Consider the following 17,558-nt stretch of genomic DNA (forward strand, 5'->3'; position numbering starts at 1 on the left):
ATCGTAACGTGGTGACCCGCCTCGCCGGGCGGAAATGTGACCTTTTCGTGACAACGGAGCCAGCCGCAAACCGCAGCCGACTCCGTTCGCAAGCCTTAGCTGGCCGCCTCGCCCTTGCCCGGCGCCTTTTTACGCGGAGCAAGCACCATGACCATCTGACGGCCTTCGAGCTTGGGCATGGCTTCGACCTGCGCCAACTCGGTCAGATCGTCGCGCACGCGTTCGAGCACGCGCATGCCGAGCTCCTGGTGAGCCATTTCCCGGCCGCGAAACCGCAGCGTCACCTTGGCCTTGTCGCCTTCTTCCAGGAAGCGGCGCAGGTTGCGCAGCTTGACCTGGTAGTCGCCTTCGTCGGTCGCCGGGCGGAATTTGACTTCCTTGACCTGGATGACCTTTTGCTTGGCGCGAGCCTCGGCTTGCCGCTTTTGTTCGGCGTACTTGAACTTGCCGTAGTCCATCAGACGGCAGACCGGGGGATCCGCATTGGGCGCGATTTCCACCAGATCCACGTCAGCTTGTTCGGAAAGACGGAACGCTTCGGCCAGCTTTACGATACCCAGCTGTTCTCCGTCCAGACCTATTAGACGCACCTCGGGAACACGGATTTCACCGTTGATGCGATTGGCTTTTTCAGTGGCGATGTTGACAACTCCTAAAAGATTTAAGCAGCACTGCTATCGGTTTTGACGACATTGCGTCGAGCGGCGACGTCCTCGGCCAGGCGAGCCGTAAAGGCCTCAAGCGGAATCACGCCGAGGTCCAGGCCGCCCAAACCGCGCACCGCAACAGTGCCATTCTGCTTTTCCTTGTCGCCCACGACAAGGATGTACGGCACCTTTTGCAGGCTGTGCTCGCGGATTTTACGGGTGATTTTCTCACCACGCAAATCAGACTGGACCCTAAAGCCTTGTTTTTTAAGGTTTTGCGCGATTTCAGCCGCATAATCGGCGGAAGGCTCGGAAATACAACACACAACGGCCTGCACCGGCGCCAACCAAGGCGGCATGGCACCCGCATGGTTTTCGATCAGCATACCGATAAAACGTTCCAGCGAACCGAGAATCGCACGGTGCAACATGACCGGCGCACGGCGCTGATCCTGCGCATCGACGTATTCGGCGCCCAGACGCACCGGCATCGAGAAATCCACTTGAATGGTGCCACACTGCCAGTGACGACCGATCGCGTCCTTCAGCGTGTATTCGATTTTGGGACCATAAAACGCCCCTTCTCCCGGGGAAATCTCAAACTCGCAGCCGGTACGGCGCAGACTTTCCATCAGCGCATTTTCGGCCTTGTCCCATATTTCGTCCGAGCCGATGCGTTTTTCCGGGCGGGTGGCGACCTTGTACAGCACCTCGTTGAACCCGAAGTCGCGATAGACCTTCTGCAACAGCGCCGTGAAGTCAGCGCATTCGTCTTGCAACTGATCCTCGGTACAGAAAATGTGGCCGTCATCCTGCGTAAAGCCGCGCACACGCATCATGCCGTGCAGCGAACCCGAGGGTTCGTTACGGTGGCACTGACCGAATTCGCCATAACGCAGCGGCAGTTCGCGGTACGAGTGCAGACCGGCATTGAAGATCTGCACGTGGCCCGGGCAATTCATCGGCTTAAGCCCGTAGACGCGGTTCTCGGATTCCGTCGTGAACATGTTTTCACGATAGTTATCCCAGTGGCCGGTCTTTTTCCATAGAGACAGATCCAGAATCTGCGGTGCTTTGACTTCCTGGTAACCATTGTCGCGGTACACGGCGCGCATGTATTGCTCGACCTGCTGCCAGAGGGTCCAGCCCTTGGGATGCCAGAAAATCAGCCCCGGCGCCTCGTCCTGGAAATGGAAAAGATCGAGTTCGCGACCGATCTTGCGGTGATCGCGGCGCTCGGCTTCCTCGAGCATGTGCAGATAGGCTTCCTGCTCTTCTTTCGTGGCCCAGGCCGTGCCGTAGATGCGTTGAAGCATCTCGTTGTTGCTGTCGCCGCGCCAGTAAGCGCCAGCGACTTTCATCAGCTTGAAGACTTTCAGCTTGCCGGTCGAAGGCACGTGAGGGCCGCGACAAAGGTCGACGAAGTCGCCTTCGCGATAGAGACTCAGCGTTTCATTGGACGGGATCGACGCGATGATCTCCGCCTTGTAGTCCTCGCCAATGCTCTTGAAATAGGCCACGGCGTCGTCACGCGTCCACTCCTCGCGTGTCACCACTTCGTCCTTACGCGCAAGCTCGACCATCTTTTTCTCGATGGCGGCCAGATCTTCGGGCGTAAAGGGACGCTTATACGAAAAATCGTAATAGAAGCCGTTGTCGATGACCGGACCAATGGTCACCTGAGCATCGGGAAACAGCGATTTAACCGCATAAGCCAGCAAGTGCGCCGTCGAGTGGCGGATCAGATCCAGACCGTCGGGGTCCTTTGCCGTGACAATGGCCAGCTTGGCGTCTTCGCCAATGCGGAAACTGGTGTCTACCAGTCGGGGCTCACCGTCGGACAGCGTGACCCGGCCGCCCAGCGCGGCTTTGGCCAGCCCGGTGCCGATGGACTGCGCAACCTCGGCGACCGTCACCGGGGCCGGGAACTGACGCTGCGAACCATCGGGCAATGTGATCTGTACCATCGAATTATCCTGGGGAAGAAACAACAAACGCGGCTGTCGGCCGCGTTTGTCTAGTTACTTTTGGGGGCTGTCGTACCACTGACGAGAACCCGACGCTGGAAAACACTAACGCGACGAGAGGCGGAGGTTTCCGGTCGTAGTTCGTGCCGAGTCGTTAATCATTTCGCTAGCCACCTGTTGCAGACACCGCCGCCTAAACGATAAGAGGCGGGCCTTGAAAAAACTATTGTATCACCGGCGCTGCACCCTGGCGCGCCGCCAACTGGCCTACGGGTGAGTCCTATTTATCCGCGTTTTCCGGGGCCGCGCAACCTAGCCCGCGTCACTTTGGATAAGGTCGTAATGGAACATTTCTCCCTCTACGTCCACTCAAGGGCTATGTCTACGATACCGACCCCAAGCCTATCCGAGCCCGCCGCCCGTCCCAAGTATGTGGAGCGGCGTTACCTGTTGCTGTCAGGCACCAGTCATCGTGTACGCATTGCCATCCTGGATGATCATCCCGTGATCACGCTGGGTGTCGCGGCGTATCTGCGTGCCCAACCGGACTTTGACATCATCCATACCGAGACCAGTGCGGACACGCTACTGCAAAAGCTCACCCATCACCCCTGCGACGTCGCCCTGGTGGATTTTTACCTACCCAAGCAGCCCTGGGACGGCGTGGCGTTTATCCGCCGTCTGCGGAGGCGCCATCCCAATGTGGCGGTCATCACATTTTCGGCGGGCGTGCCAGCCGAAACGGAGTATGCAGCTTTTCGAGCCGGTGCGGCGGGTTATCTGCCTAAATCCGCCCCACTGCCCACGCTGGTCGAGGTGATTCGCGCGGCATGCAGCCCCAACGTGGACGGATTTATCACCCACAAGGATGGCGTCCTGCAGCTCACGCCGCCGCACCATCCGGACACGAGGCTGACAATCTCCGAGATCGAAGTCCTGCGCCTGATTTCGCAAGGACTTTCCGTGACCCAGATCTCGAATCGCCTGTTGCGCAGCAAAAAGACCGTCAGCACGCACAAGCGTCGCGCCATGTCCAAACTGGGTTTGGCCGACGACCTCGCTCTGGCCTTGTATCTGAAAGAGAAGTTCGACCAGCCCGCGGGCCCGTGATCCTGATGCAAATTGATGCCCTGCTTCCGCTTTACCCGGACGATGCGAGCCGGCGTCAGCTGTTAACTCAGGCGCTGGCACAAACACGATCCGATATCACGGCTCTGGCACGAGCCCGCTCGATGCAGGATCATGACGCTGCCCTGCAGGCGGTTCACCGCGCGAAAGGTACCGCCAGTTTTTTGGGAGGCGACGAAACTGCCTTGCGCCATTTCGACGAGCTCACCCGGCTCATCAAACTGGCACAACAGGTATCGCAGCGACCCTCGACCCTCAGCTCTGGAGGCACACGCACTGTCTCCACAAGTGCGGTCTCTGTCGATGACTCAGCAGTGCTGGCCGCCTACGCGCGCGTCGAATCGGTCCTGCGAGAGCTGGAATCGAAACTCCAGAGCTTGATGGCACCGTACCGGGGGCACTAGCGTGGGGCACACCCCGTGCGCACCCTCGGAATCGCATTCACTTACAAAATGATTTTTCCCGTATACTGAATACGTAGGGCGGCTACCGTCCGTGCCAGTGAAATCTGAAGGAGTGTTGTCATGCCTGTCAGTCAAACTGAAAACGATCAATCGGACACCCTGCTGTGTGCGACTGCGACGCAAGCCGAAATTGCCGCAGCTCTCACCGCGGCTTCGCAGGTGAAGGCGCCCGCCTCCACGGCATCCCAACTGCGCCAATACATGCAGCAAAACAGCGCGGCGCAGTACGGACATGCGGATGCCGTACTCAGTCTGGTGAATAGCCAGGAGGCGTGAGCCTCCCCCATCTAGTACGCGCGCCTCCCCAGCCACACTGTGTTACGGTGTATATGCGGATACCCCGCATACAAGGAGGCAAGATGAAGACCCTGATCAAGTATCGTATGCTGCACGGCGGCGAGGGTGAAGCACTGATGCCCGGCGCAATCACCAACCTTTCCGACGCCAAAAATCAGCTAGCGCACAAGAAATCTTTGCCTACCCCGCAGCAAGGCTCCGGCCACGACATCGACGCGATACTCAACGAGGGCGGGATCGATCCTAACTCGCTCGAACTTATCCAACTGAGCGAATAGTCCAAGAAGCTTTTTGAACACAAAAAAGGCCACTAACTCGGTAAGTTAGCGGCCTTTGTTTCAGTACCTGAGGCACTGAACTGCCTGAATTCTGGTAGGCGGTATTGGAATCGAACCAACGACCTCTACGATGTCAACGTAGCGCTCTAACCATCTGAGCTAACCGCCTATTGTCTTTCGAAGACGTTTGCCTTGCGAAGAAACGAGATTATGCACGAGTTTTTTGGCTTGTGCAAGTAGCCTGCAAAAAAATTTGCGAGGGCCCTTTTTTCCTTTCAGCCGGCATAACGCACCGCCCGTCATCCGCCCTGCTTCACCTCCGACTTAAGTGCAGGCGTGGGTCGCGCCGTCAGGGCAAGCAGTATCACCGTCGTCACCGCATAGATAGGCACGCTACGCATATTGCGGAACATCATCTCGGTGAGACTGAACTGCGCATATCCCAGGGTGAACAACAGCCCTATCGTCGCCCAGGTATGAATCCTTTGATCCCGATCAGCCGCGCGCCGCAAGAACACCGCAGCGGGCACGAAGTAAAGCGCCAGAATGCTAAGCAAACCGAGCAAGCCATACCCCGCCGCGGCACCGATAAAGTCGTTATGAGGTTCGCCAAACTCGCGCGCGACCACGTCGGTGACGACACCCTGCGACTTCAGTTCAGCCAGCTCCTGGCGGAAATTCGCGACGCCCACACCCGCGATAGGATGATCTTTGAACATCATCCCCGCCGCCGTCCAAAGCTGCATGCGTATGCCTACCGAGGTATCGCGATCTCGTTCCGCATAACGTTGTACATCCGTGACGATCTCGCGGAAACGGCTGCTTTCGGAACGCCACACAAGCGCCGTCGCGATGGCTAGACACAACACGGCCCCGACCGCGAATAGCGTCTTTGTCCGCCACGTCCACTCGCGCTTGGCCAGCAACAGCACCACAATCAGCACGACAAAAAGGCCCCAGCTGCTACGCGTTTCAGACACCCACATCGCAACGACGGAAAAGATACAAGCCAACACCTTGATAGAGGTTTCGCACCGGGGCCAGCGTGACAGTTTCACCGGAATGGCCAACAAGCAGGCAAAACCAAAGAACAAAGTCAGATCGGCAAAGGCCACGGCGTTATACCGCCCGCCAAACTCCGATACGGCCCCCCGGCCCAGGTCGGGCGAACACAGAATCACCACCAGCATCGCCGATCCTGCGAATGCGCTGATCAAGAAACCCCACTGCACGTGCTCCAGCCAAGGTTTGGGAACGCGTAGCAACACCCAGAGGATCGGAATCGCGAGGGCGAACCGCAGTAATTTTTCGAATTCTGAATTGCTCCAGCTGCCGTTGATGGCGTTGGCTAGCAACATGGCGGCAAACGGAGCGGCAAGTGCGAGCGCAACTGGTCCCAGCGATCGCCAGTCACCAGGCACCCAGCCTTGTCTGATGTTAGCAATGATCAACATCACACTTAGCAACGCGCCAAGATAAAGCGCGATAGGCCCACCAATATCGCTGATGAGCGCCATCGCGGGCACCAGAAGCGCCAATATTGTGATGACTGCGGAAGAACGACGCGGCAGGCTGGCGCTCGGTGCGAGACCCGCCGGATGACTTGCAACAACCATTTTTATCTAAACAACCTGACTGAATCCGGTTAAAAAAAGCCTAGCGCGAAATCGCAGGCTGACCTTCGTACTGCTTTACCAGCCGTCTGAACGCCCGCATGACCTGAGCCGGCCTTAGCCATGTGCGCCAGAGTCGATCGCGCAAGCGCCCGCCGGGAATATACGCCGGGTAGACAATTCGTGATGGCGACCATCCGGGCCGCCAGGCGCGGGTGCGAGTGGGCCTTCCCGTTAATGTCAGCGTCGGTATCCCAACGTTCGAGGCGAGATGGCCTACGCCGGACTCGTTCCCAATAAACCATCCCGATTCGTGCAAGGCCGCGGCGACATCCGATAGCGATTCCGATTGGCAGATACCGAGCCCCAGCGCTTCAAGACAGCGCCATTCAGCGCGCTCATGCGGTGCCAGAATGAACATGGGCTCATACCCCATCGCCACTAACTGCTGTGCCAACTGAATAAAGTGTTCGGGAGCCCAGCAGCGTTGCGATCCTGTCGAGGTGGGATGGATGGCGACGCGGCGGACATGATGGCGGTGCCGCAGGCCAGCAAGCGGCACCAGGCCATTATCCAAACCTACCTCGGGCAAACCCAGTGCATCGTGGCAATAGTCACGAATCTGGTTGAGCTTGATGAAACCTTTGCCGGTAATCACTACGTGTGCATCGTAGTAAAAGTAATGCCGCGCATGGTCGTGCAAAGCATACGGCCAGCCCACATGCATCTGTGCCGCGCAATCGAAATCGGCGAGCACCTTGCCGGCTTCTGCCTCTGAAAGCGAGGGGCGTACGTCCAGCTTGGGAAACCAAGCGCGAAGCATATACGCGTAGTCGCCAAAGACCGTCACCCGGCGGGAATTGCGCGCCAAGTTCTGCGCCATATTCATCATGAGCAAGGTGTCGCCCAAGCGCGGCGCCATCAGCACGGCGACCGACTGTGCTTCCCTCAACTGCTGCTCATGCTGATCCAAGGCATATGTGGGCATGCCACGGGCCGGTGTGGCCATAGGTCACTCTCTGTCGGGCCACAGCGGCCAAAAGGGTTCGAGTATAGACAACGAAGCCGACGCGGCACGGCGATGTGTGACATTTATGCCACTTCAAGTCGTCTGACTTACAGATCTTGGCACCGATGCCATGCGCAGAGCATCTCGACAGAAATGGGAAAAAGCGTCTGCACGGCGGCCAGCAGGCCAAGCAGCGCGGTCGAAGACCGCGCTGCTTTACACGCAGTCGGCAGTCCGAACAGCGTGCATCAATGCACGGATCTTGGACTCCGACTTGATGCCCGGGGCATCCTCTACGCCGCTGCTCACGTCCACGGCCCAGGGTCGAATGGCGCGAATGGCCGCGCCCACATTTTCGGCGTGCAGCCCGCCTGACAACACAATGGGCCGGGCCTGCACGTCGCTGCGCACGTCGCGAAGCAAGCCATGGTCAAAGGCTTGTCCGCTCCCCCCGTAGCCCTTGCTGTAGCTATCAAACAGCCACGCGGCGGCAGCTGCATATTCGCGGCATGCCGAGGCGAGCGTCTGCGCGGTATCCATTCCCGGCGCACCTGCCCGGAAAGCCCGCATAAAACGCACACCGTAACGGCTGCAGTCCTGCAGGGATTCGTCGCCATGGAACTGCAGTAAGTCCGGCTGGACCTGCTGCAACACGGCTTCGACCTCTTGCGGCTGCGGATTGACAAACAGCGCCACGACGTCGACGAAGGCCGGCACGAGCCGCCGCAGTTCGGCAGCCCGTGCAGGGTCCACGTAACGCTTACTGCCCGGATAGAACACAAAGCCAATCGCGTCCGCCCCCGCCTGCACGGCGGAGGCAATATCCGATTCGCGGGTCAGACCGCAGATTTTGACGCGAGTACGCATGATGCTGTGTTCGTTCCTCAAATGCCCAGCGGGTTACTTAAACACCGCACTGGGATCGCTGTCGTCGCCATACGGATTGCTGCCGTAAGTCGACTCGATCTCGATCTTCACCGTGTCGGGGTCAACGGTCGACTGCCCGGCCTTATAGTGCATGACCATACCCGGGAACACCATCACCGCTGCCACCATGGCCAACTGAATCACGATAAAGGGTACCGAGCCCCAGTAGATCTGGCCTGTGGTGACAGGTTCAATGCGATGACCAGTGACTTTGTCGATATAGGCTTCCTTCGGTGCCACGGATCTCAAGAAGAACAGCGCGAAACCGAACGGCGGGTGCATGAACGAGGTCTGCATATTCACCGCCAGCAGGACGCCGAACCAGATCAGGTCGATCCCCAGCTTATCAGCGACCGGCCCCAACAGCGGTACGATAATGAAGGCCAGCTCGAAGAAATCGAGGAAGAACGCCAACACGAAGGTCAGCAGACTCACCACGATCAAGAACCCCCACTGCCCGCCCGGCAGGTCGATCAACAAGTGCTCGACCCACAGGTCCCCGTTGACACCGCGGAAGGTCAGGCCGAACACCGTTGAGCCAACAAGGATAAACACCACAAAGCAGGACAGCTTGGTCGTGGTATCCATTGCCTGACGCATCAGATCCAGGGTGAGGCGCCGGCGGATAAGCGCCATGATGATGGCACCCACGGCACCCATTGCCCCGCCTTCTGTAGGCGTGGCCACACCGATGAAGATCGTCCCCAGGACGAGGAAAATCAGGAACAGCGGCGGGATCATCACAAACGTGACGCGCTCGGCCAGCGCTGACAACATCTTCAGATTGAAGACCTTGTTAACGATGGCGATGACAAAAGCGGTCAATCCCCACAGCAGCAGGCTCACCACCACTTTCTCGTCCACCGGGGCGGTGTCTTTCTCCAACCAAAGCGTCAGGAAATAGGCAGAAGCCGCGGAGATCAACATCAACACCAGCAGCGATCGGCCACCGCGCGATCCATTGGGCTCGCGGAAAGCGCGTGCTTCCTCGGGCAATGCGGGCGCGCTGGACGGCTTGATGATCGACAGCAGCACGATGTAGAGGATGTACGAACCCGCCAGCAAAAAGCCCGGCACCATGGCGCCACGATACATATCGCCGATGGAACGCCCAAGCTGGTCGGCCAAAATGATCAGCACCAGCGAAGGAGGAACGATTTGCGACAGCGTGCCTGACGCCGCGATCACGCCCGTGGCCAGACGCCTGTCATAACCGTAGCGCAGCATAATGGGCAGCGAAATCAGGCCCATTGAAATCACGGAGGCGGATACGACACCCGTGGTGGCGGCAAGCATTGCGCCGACCAGCACGACGGCAATTGCCAGCCCCCCACGCAGAGGACCAAAAACCTGCCCAATCGTCTCCAGCAGGTCCTCCGCCATGCCGGATCGCTCAAGTACCAGTCCCATCAAGGTAAAGAACGGGACAGCCAACAGGGTGTCGTTGGAGACAATACCGAACACCCGCTGCGGCAAGGCCTGGAACAGCGAAGCGCTGAACAGACCCAACTCCATGCCGATCAGGCCGTACAGGATCCCGTTAGCGGCCAGCGCAAAAGCCACTGGAAAACCCAGTAGCAAGAACACGATCAGGGTGCCGAACATGATCGGCGCCATGTTTGCGATAAAGAACTCCATGATCAGGCGCCCTTGTTCTGTTGTTGTTGCAGGAGCGCGGCTTCACGCTCTTGGGCTTCACGGGCGATTTCTTCGGCCAGGAGCTCTTCGGCGGTCTTGGCGTCTGTCCTGGCCAGAGGGTCAGGTCCTTGACCGCGCAGATAGGCGATGCACTTGATCAGACGCGAGATCCCCGCGAGTACCAGCAACCCGAAACCGATGGGAATCATCAGCTTGACCGGCCAACGCACCAAGCCGCCGGAGTTCGACGACTGTTCGTTCGTGATGTACGAATCCATGAACATCGGCCACGACAGATACATGATGACGATCGCCATCGGCATCAGGAAAAACAGCAGGCCGAAGATTTCGATATAAATCTGCGTACGCTTGGGTAATTGGGAGGACAGAATGTCCACCCGCACGTGTTCGTTTTGCAGGAGGGTGTAGCCAGCGGTCAGCAGGAACATGGCACCGAACATGTACCACTGCAATTCCAGCCAGGCATTGGAACTGACGCCAAACACCTTACGGACCACTGCGTTGCCAGCGCTCACCAACACGACCAGCAGGGTGACCCAAGTCACGGCTTTGCCAACCCGCACATTCAGCGCATCGATAGCGCGCGATAAAGCGAGTAATGCTTTCATGATGAAGTATTGAGGTAGAAAGAAGGAGCGCACAGCCGGGTATGGCTGAACGCACGGGCACGCAGGCGTCACCGGGGGTAACCGGCCAATCGTCCCAGACGTGCGCCGCCCCCTTGTCGCCCCGGCTTTTGGCGGTACGAAAACGAGCGGAAAGCGTTAGATTTTATAACGTCCCGCTGATCTGTCCCCGACCGCCTGTCTGGAGGGCGATTTATTTGCCCCGCACAATCGTCCCCATAAACCCGTCGAAACTACCTTCGGCCACGCGGAACCACGGGATTTCGTTGTCGCGGAATGCGACCATATCGTCGTAGATTTTCTTGAAATTGGGGTCCTTGGCCGAGAATGCATCGTAGACCTTGAGCGCTTCCTGGTAGCACGCATCCATGACGGCCCTCGGAAACGCCTTGAGTTGAGCGCCCTGCGACACCAGCCGGCGCAGCGCTGCGGGGTTCTCGGCGTCGTAAGTGGCAATCATGTCCGCGGTGGCGGCAGCGGAGGCTTGCGCCAAGACGGCCTGATAGTGCTTCGGCAGGCTGTTATAGACGCCCTGGTTCACGTAGAGCGAGACTTGCAGTGTGCCTTCCCACCAGCCCGGGAAGTAGTAGTACTTCGCGACTTTATGAAAGCCTAGCTTCTCGTCGTCGTAAGGGCCGATCCATTCGGCGGCATCGATCGTGCCCTTCTCCAGTGACGGATAGATGTCACCACCGGCGATTTGTTGCGGGACAACGCCCAGGCCCGACAGCACAGCGCCGGCAAAGGCGCTGGCGCGGAATTTCAGGCCACGCAGATCGTCGAGCGTCTTGATCTCGTTGCGGAACCAGCCGCCCATCTGCGTGCCGGTATAGCCGCAGGGAAAGTTGACGATGTTGTACTTCTGAAAGAGTTCGCGCGTGAGCGTCAAGCCATTGCCATGACGCATCCAGGCGTTCATCTGGCGCGTGTTCAGACCGAAGGGCACGGCGCCATCAAAGCACAGCGCGGGGTCTTTACCGAAGTAGTAATACGAAGCCGTGTGGCCGCATTCGATCGTGTTGTTCTGAACGGCGTCGAGCACCTGCAGCGCGGGCACGATTTCACCCGCGGGGAACACACGGATATTGAATTTTCCGTCCGTCGCTTCCGAGACGTATTTGGCGAGATTTTCGCCGCCACTGTAAATCGCGTCGGCACTGCGAGGAAAGCTGGACGCCAGGCGCCAGTTGAGTGTGGGGGCATCCTGCGCCAGCGCGGGAGCAGCCAGAGCCGCACCACCTGCCGCGGCACCTACCGTAGCCTTTTTGAGGAACGAACGACGTTGCATGAAGGGAGTCTCCTGATTAGACAACGCTGCGAACGCGCGCCGTTCGTGTGAAACGGCGGCGTTGGGTGACAGCTCGCGTAAGAGCCGACATATTTTTCTTCCGCGATCACCTGAGCCGAAATGATCGGTTCAGGCTGCGAGGCTCTACAAAAAAGGGCCTCGCCGCGTGGGCGTTGGCAATCATATAGCGAGCGCACGCGCTTGCCCTCCTGCTGATTACCCTAAGCAGAGGTGAAGGGTGACAGCAAGTGTTTTCCGCCATCCGTGTCAGCCAAGCCAAACTCCGGCGGGTATTCGATCGCGGATAGATAAAGGCCGTCTGGCGAAAAGGTGGGAGCTGCCAATCGCCGGTCGCGCGCGGCCAATAATGTCGTCAACCAGGTTACCGGCTCGCGTCCCTGACCGATTTGCAGCAACGCGCCCATCAAGTTGCGAACCATGTGGTGCAGAAATGCGTTGGCGCGTAATGTGAAGACGAGAAAGGGGCCGCGTTCTTCGATATCCAGCTGATGCAGCGTCCGAACCGGGCTGGTGGCCTGGCACTGCGACGAGCGAAAACTCGAGAAATCATGTTCACCCAGCAAGGTCGATGCGGCTTGCCGCATCGCCGCGACATCGAGCGGCTGGAAACACCAGCCGGCGCGGCCAGCCCAGAGCGGTGGTCGTACTCGCCCACGCCATAGCAGATAAACATAGGTGCGCGAGCGCGCAGAGAATCGAGCGTGAAACGCCTCGTCGACGGGTTGGGCCCACTGCACGGCTATGCTGGGAGGCAAAAATGCGTTGACGCCACGCACCCAGGACTCGGCGCGTCGCGATAAGGACGTATCGAGATGCACGACCTGCATCGCGGCGTGCACACCCGTGTCCGTGCGCCCGGCGCATAGGGTCGGCACAACGCCATCGATGCCCGCGAAACGGCCGAGCGCGGCCTCGAGCGTATCTTGCACGGTTTGCCGGTGTGGCTGCGTCTGCCAACCTTGCCACGGCGAACCGTCGTACGCCACTCCTAATGCGATGCGCGGCATATCGGTCAGGGACGCGGATTGCGTGGTGGCGTTTCGTCGGAGGGTGGCGTGTCGAGGTTCAGGTCAATGCCTTCGAGCTTGCGCGTGAGCATGGCCGTGTCGACGACCTGCTCGCCATAGGCGGCGTCCTCGTTTTCATCCGCGCGGCGCGCACCCGCACGGCGCATCATCCAAGCGATGATGAGAACGATCAGGGCGAGCGCTGCGGTAACGATGGCGAGAAGGTTGTCCACCAGCCAATTCCCTGTCGAGGCATTGCTTTGGGACGCTGCGCCACCCGCAGCGGCGGCAAGGTCCTGGGCCTCCGCTTCGGTAGTCGCTCGACTCGGTCCGCCGGGGAGAGCGAGGCCATCGCCCGAAGAGGCGGATGCCGCGCCAGCAGGCGACGTAGTGCCTGGCGCGCCATACGATCCAGGCGTGCCAACGCCTCCGGGAGTCGAATTCGCCGCATTGGAGCCGGCCGATGATCCACCGCCTGTCCCGCTTGATCCCGCTGCTGATCCGGCTGCGCCAGAACCGGTCGCGGGTGCTCCTGCCGCGGACGATCCAGCCATTGGCGATCCGGCTGCTGATGAACCCACACTTGACGAATCTGTCGCCGGTGATCCCGGCACTGCTGAGCCCGCCTCCGATGATCCCGTTACCGTAGAGCCGCCTGCTGCGAGCGATCCTGCCGCAGCTGAGCCCGAGGCGCTGGAGGCCGCTTCTGCGCCCTGTGCGTTGGAGCCTCCTGCGTTTGTCCTCGCTGCGTCAGAGCCCGCTGCACTACCGCCGACCGTTCCTGACCCGGCAGCTACGCCGGCCTGCCCAGCACCCGCTGCGCCACCCTGCCCCGCTACATTGTTCGGATCTGCGCCTTGCGACGGCACACCGGTTGTCGCAACCTGGCCCTCGGCCCCAGCAGACGAACCGCCTATCGAGCTTTGCCCAGGCACAGTTGTCGGCGAAACGCCACCGTTCTCACGCAGCGCCTGCGCCTTTGCCGCTTCGTTCAATGCCTGCACATTCCCTTCCAGGGTCTCCACTCGCAGCCGTGCATCCTGCAACGCATGCTGACCGGAGGTGCGTACATCTTCTTGCGCCTGCGTCGGATTGGAGGCGCTCAGTTTCAGGCGGTCTTGTGCGACCGGCGCGGCCTTGTGCTCGACGGCCGGGGTGGCGCTGACTTGCCCGGCATCTGCACTGCCCGCATTGCCCACGGCAGCGGCGCTGGCGACCTGAGCCCCGGCCCGCCCCCGATACTGCGCGAATTCTTCGAGATGCTGCAGATAAATGCGTTGCGCCTGCGCCGGGTCCACGGCGCGTATCGTGGCGGCATCGGGAATCGTCAAGCGCTCCCCGGTACGCAACAGATTCATGTTGTTCTGAATGAACACCTCGGGATTCGCACGCCAGATGGCCACCAGCATCTGAATAATGTTGGCGTCGGGAACCTCGTAACGCCGCGCAATGCGGAATAAGTTGTCGCCGGCTCGCACGGTAGTGGTCACGGCCGCGCCGCGAGCAGGGTCCACATCGCCCACCCGCGCCGATTGCACGGGCGTCGCGCTAGCGCGTTGGGGAACGAGTATCGTCACTTGAACCTGACGACTGCCGGATTGCGAGCGCAAGTCAAGCAAGACCTCTACCGTCGAGGTCGCAATGGGTTGCGTCGACTCCAGGCGCACCGTTTTGCGGTTCGCTTGCGCGCCGGGCAGAACACGCACCCGCAAGCTGTCGACCGGCACGGGCGGCACGACGCCGGCGCGCTGCCAGGCGGTGGCCGGCGGCACACTTATCTGCAAAGAGGCCTGTTCTTCAGGTGTCAGATCGGCAAGCGGGACCACCACCTGCAGCGGCGCGCCGGGCGCAGACACCACGCGCGCGTGTCCAACCGTTGCGGCCTGCGCCAGCGATCCGCTGAATGAACCTAGCGCCAGCGCGACGGCCCAGTATGCGGCGCGGATGCGGTAGGGATGCGAATAGCGACGAGAAGGCGAATTCATGAGGAAGTCCTGCGGATTCAAATACCGGCCTATGCTGGGCGAAAGTGTAATGGATCGACTCCGATTCACAAATTGATGCCGCCCGCGCAGTCTCGCAAACGGGAGAAGCAGCCGAATAACCGATGGCCTGCGTGACGAGCCTGCCGCTGATCTCGACGAATAAGCAGTAACACCAGCGATAAAAAAACGCCGGCATCGCTGCCGGCGCTTTTCGCTATGACATTGCTGCGGGATGCGCGATCAGGCTTCCGACAACGCGATACGCAGCATACGGCGCAGCGGCTCGGCCGCGCCCCACAGCAGCTGATCGCCCACGGTGAAGGCGCCCAGATACTGCGGGCCCATCGACAGCTTGCGCAAACGACCCACGGGAATGTCGAGCGTGCCGGTCACTGCAACTGGCGTGAGCGCGCGCACGGTGTCTTCCTTGGTATTCGGAATGACCTTGGCCCACTGCGTCCCTTCGGCGATCAAGCCTTCGATTTCGTCCAGCGGCACATCGCGCTTGAGCTTGATGGTCAGCGCCTGGCTGTGGCAGCGCATCGCACCGATACGCACGCACAGACCGTCAATCGGCGTGGCCGGCGTGCCGAAGGCTTCGCCGCGACCGAGAATCTTGTTGGTTTCGGCTTCGGCTTTCCATTCCTCGCGCGATACACCGTTGCCCAGATCCTTGTCGATCCAGGGAATCAGGTTGCCGCCCAGCGGCACGCCGAAATGCTCTTGCGGCAGCGCGGGGTCTTGCTGTGCGGTCAACACACCGCGATCGATTTCCAGAATCGCCGAGGCGGGATCATCCAACAACGGCTTGACGGCCTGATTCAACAGACCGAACTGCGTGAGCAGCTCGCGCATGTGCTGCGCGCCACCGCCGGAGGCGGCCTGGTACGTCATGGAGGTCATCCATTCGACCAGATCGTTATTGAAGAGACCTGCCAGACCCATCAGCATGCAGCTGACCGTGCAGTTGCCGCCGACGAAGTTGCGCACGCCGCGCTTGAGCGCCGCATCGATGACCGGACGATTGACCGGATCGAGCACGATGATGGCGTCGTCCTTCATGCGCAGGGTGCTCGCCGCGTCGATCCAGATGCCGTTCCAGCCGGCTGCGCGCAGTTTCGGGAACACCTCGGTGGTGTAGTCGCCGCCCTGGGCCGTGACGATAATCGGCAGTTTTTTCAGAGCATCGATGTCGTAGGCGTTTTGCAACGGGCCTGCGCCGTCGGCCCACGAGGGCGCCGCGCCGCCAGCGTTGCTGGTGGAAAAGAATACGGGATCGATCAGGGCGAAGTCGTTTTCGTCACGCATGCGTTGCATGAGAACGGAACCGACCATGCCGCGCCAACCGACCAGGCCTACTGCTTGCGTCATTTTCAATGCTCTTGAGGTTGATAAATAAGGGAAAAAACGAACAATACCGACAATTTATCAGATTAAACGGGCTGATGTTGTGCGGTTTTGCATCGCACTGGCGGCACGCCACCGTGAATCAAATGGCGTCATGCCAAACAAAAAGCCCGGCGAGATTCGCCGGGCTCTGAAGACGACCGGCTGCTATCAGGCGAGCGCTTTCAGTACGGCGTCGCCCATTTGCGAGGTCGACACTTTCGTCGTGCCTTCTTCGTAAATGTCGGCGGTGCGCAGGCCCTGACCCAACACCTTGCGCACTGCGCCTTCGATGCGATCGGCCTCGGCGGCGAGGTTCAGCGAATAGCGCAGCAGCATGGCGGCCGACAGAATCGTCGCCAGCGGGTTGGCGATGCCTTGCCCGGCGATGTCGGGAGCCGAGCCGTGGCTGGGTTCGTACAAGCCTTGGCCGGAGGCATTGAGCGACGCCGACGGCAGCATGCCGATCGAGCCGGTCAGCATGGCGGCCTCGTCCGACAGAATGTCGCCGAACAGGTTGCCGGTCACAATGACGTCGAACTGGCGCGGATTGCGCACGAGTTGCATCGCGGCGTTATCGACATACATGTGCGACAGCTCGACATCGGGATAGTCGCGCGCGACTTCGATCACGATGTCCCGCCAGAACTGCGAGGTTTCCAGCACGTTGGCCTTGTCCACGCTGCAGAGTTTCTTGCCACGCTTGCGCGCCGATTCGAAACCAATGCGCGCGATGCGGCGCACTTCGGAATCGGCATAGCGCATTGTGTCGAAACCCTCGCGCTCACCGGCGAAGGCACCGTCTTCGGCCGTGCGCACGCCGCGCGGGGTGCCGAAGTAAATGTCGCCCGTCAGTTCGCGGATGATGAGGATATCCAGGCCGGAAACGATCTCGGGCTTGAGCGAGGACGCGCTGGCCAACTCGGGGTACAGAATCGCGGGGCGCAGATTGGCGAACAGGCCCATGGCCTTGCGCAAGCCGAGGATGGCTTGCTCGGGACGGAACTGGCGCGGCAGGCTGTCGTATTTCCAATCGCCCACGGCGCCAAACAACACGGCGTGCGAGTTAAGCGCCAGATCGAGCGTGGCCTGCGGCAACGGATGTTCGAACTGATCGTAGGCCGCCCCACCCACAGGGGCTTGCTTGATATCCAGCGACAGGCCCAGCGCGCTCAGCACGCGCACGGCTTGTTCGACGATCTCGGGGCCGATGCCGTCACCGGGCAATACGGCGATGTTATGCGTCATGAAGAAAA

At 60.1% G+C, this 17,558-nt stretch carries 16 protein-coding genes and 1 tRNA gene; 4 read left to right on the forward strand and 13 right to left on the reverse strand.

All coding sequences use genetic code 11. From position 1 onward, the window contains the following. Nucleotides 1-95 precede the first annotated feature (95 nt). Both infC and thrS read right to left on the reverse strand, forming a co-directional pair. Nucleotides 96-641, reverse strand: a complete 546-nt coding sequence (gene infC, locus GOQ28_RS15995) for a translation initiation factor IF-3 (RefSeq protein WP_160349741.1) — start codon at nucleotides 639-641, stop codon at nucleotides 96-98. 20 nt (nucleotides 642-661) lie between these two features. Further along, entirely contained in the window at nucleotides 662-2,614 is a 1,953-nt protein-coding gene (gene thrS / locus GOQ28_RS16000) for a threonine--tRNA ligase (protein ID WP_160349693.1), read from the reverse strand. 378 nt (nucleotides 2,615-2,992) lie between these two features. Between thrS and GOQ28_RS16005 the strand changes: the two genes are divergently transcribed. From GOQ28_RS16005 to GOQ28_RS16020, 4 genes are all read left to right on the forward strand, one after another. After that, entirely contained in the window at nucleotides 2,993-3,724 is a 732-nt protein-coding gene (locus GOQ28_RS16005) for a response regulator transcription factor (protein ID WP_160349694.1), read from the forward strand. Nucleotides 3,725-3,729: 5 nt separating this feature from the next. Beyond that, complete coding sequence (locus GOQ28_RS16010) at nucleotides 3,730-4,146, forward strand: hypothetical protein (protein WP_160349695.1); 417 nt, start codon at nucleotides 3,730-3,732, stop codon at nucleotides 4,144-4,146. A gap of 120 nt (nucleotides 4,147-4,266) precedes the next feature. Continuing rightward, nucleotides 4,267-4,482: a hypothetical protein gene (locus GOQ28_RS16015; protein ID WP_160357165.1), complete on the forward strand. Its 216-nt coding sequence runs from the start codon at nucleotides 4,267-4,269 to the stop codon at nucleotides 4,480-4,482. Nucleotides 4,483-4,565: 83 nt separating this feature from the next. Beyond that, the gene (locus tag GOQ28_RS16020; protein WP_160357166.1) at nucleotides 4,566-4,781 is read left to right on the forward strand and encodes a hypothetical protein; all 216 of its coding nucleotides are present in this window, start codon (nucleotides 4,566-4,568) and stop codon (nucleotides 4,779-4,781) included. 92 nt (nucleotides 4,782-4,873) lie between these two features. Here GOQ28_RS16020 and GOQ28_RS16025 read toward each other — a convergent pair. The 11 genes from GOQ28_RS16025 to leuB form a co-directional block, all read right to left on the reverse strand. Beyond that, nucleotides 4,874-4,950, reverse strand: a tRNA-Val gene (locus GOQ28_RS16025). Between the two features lie 130 nt (nucleotides 4,951-5,080). Further along, on the reverse strand, nucleotides 5,081-6,298 hold the full coding sequence (locus GOQ28_RS16030) for an O-antigen ligase family protein (protein WP_160357216.1): 1,218 nt from the start codon (nucleotides 6,296-6,298) through the stop codon (nucleotides 5,081-5,083). Between the two features lie 139 nt (nucleotides 6,299-6,437). Beyond that, nucleotides 6,438-7,403 carry a glycosyltransferase family 9 protein gene (locus GOQ28_RS16035; RefSeq protein ID WP_160357167.1) on the reverse strand — a complete coding sequence of 322 codons (966 nt, stop codon included), beginning with the start codon at nucleotides 7,401-7,403 and terminating at the stop codon, nucleotides 6,438-6,440. Nucleotides 7,404-7,619: 216 nt separating this feature from the next. After that, the gene (locus GOQ28_RS16040; RefSeq protein ID WP_160357168.1) at nucleotides 7,620-8,270 is read right to left on the reverse strand and encodes a phosphoribosylanthranilate isomerase; all 651 of its coding nucleotides are present in this window, start codon (nucleotides 8,268-8,270) and stop codon (nucleotides 7,620-7,622) included. Between the two features lie 33 nt (nucleotides 8,271-8,303). Then, nucleotides 8,304-9,968, reverse strand: a complete 1,665-nt coding sequence (locus GOQ28_RS16045; RefSeq protein ID WP_160357169.1) for a TRAP transporter large permease — start codon at nucleotides 9,966-9,968, stop codon at nucleotides 8,304-8,306. A gap of 2 nt (nucleotides 9,969-9,970) precedes the next feature. Next, the gene (locus tag GOQ28_RS16050) at nucleotides 9,971-10,597 is read right to left on the reverse strand and encodes a TRAP transporter small permease subunit (RefSeq protein ID WP_160357170.1); all 627 of its coding nucleotides are present in this window, start codon (nucleotides 10,595-10,597) and stop codon (nucleotides 9,971-9,973) included. A gap of 211 nt (nucleotides 10,598-10,808) precedes the next feature. Continuing rightward, nucleotides 10,809-11,903 (reverse strand): TRAP transporter substrate-binding protein, encoded by a 1,095-nt coding sequence (locus tag GOQ28_RS16055; protein ID WP_160357171.1) that lies wholly within the window; start codon nucleotides 11,901-11,903, stop codon nucleotides 10,809-10,811. A 221-nt stretch (nucleotides 11,904-12,124) separates the two neighbouring features. Then, nucleotides 12,125-12,931: a tRNA pseudouridine(38-40) synthase TruA gene (truA, locus tag GOQ28_RS16060; protein ID WP_160357172.1), complete on the reverse strand. Its 807-nt coding sequence runs from the start codon at nucleotides 12,929-12,931 to the stop codon at nucleotides 12,125-12,127. Between the two features lie 5 nt (nucleotides 12,932-12,936). After that, on the reverse strand, nucleotides 12,937-14,916 hold the full coding sequence (locus tag GOQ28_RS16065; RefSeq protein ID WP_160357173.1) for a type IV pilus assembly protein FimV: 1,980 nt from the start codon (nucleotides 14,914-14,916) through the stop codon (nucleotides 12,937-12,939). Between the two features lie 240 nt (nucleotides 14,917-15,156). Then, nucleotides 15,157-16,287, reverse strand: a complete 1,131-nt coding sequence (asd, locus tag GOQ28_RS16070) for an aspartate-semialdehyde dehydrogenase (protein ID WP_160349705.1) — start codon at nucleotides 16,285-16,287, stop codon at nucleotides 15,157-15,159. Between the two features lie 186 nt (nucleotides 16,288-16,473). Further along, complete coding sequence (leuB, locus tag GOQ28_RS16075) at nucleotides 16,474-17,550, reverse strand: 3-isopropylmalate dehydrogenase (RefSeq protein ID WP_160357174.1); 1,077 nt, start codon at nucleotides 17,548-17,550, stop codon at nucleotides 16,474-16,476. Between the last annotated feature and the right edge of the window lie 8 nt (nucleotides 17,551-17,558).

Source organism: Bordetella sp. 02P26C-1 (genome assembly GCF_009763255.1).
Lineage (GTDB): Bacteria > Pseudomonadota > Gammaproteobacteria > Burkholderiales > Burkholderiaceae_B > Bordetella_A.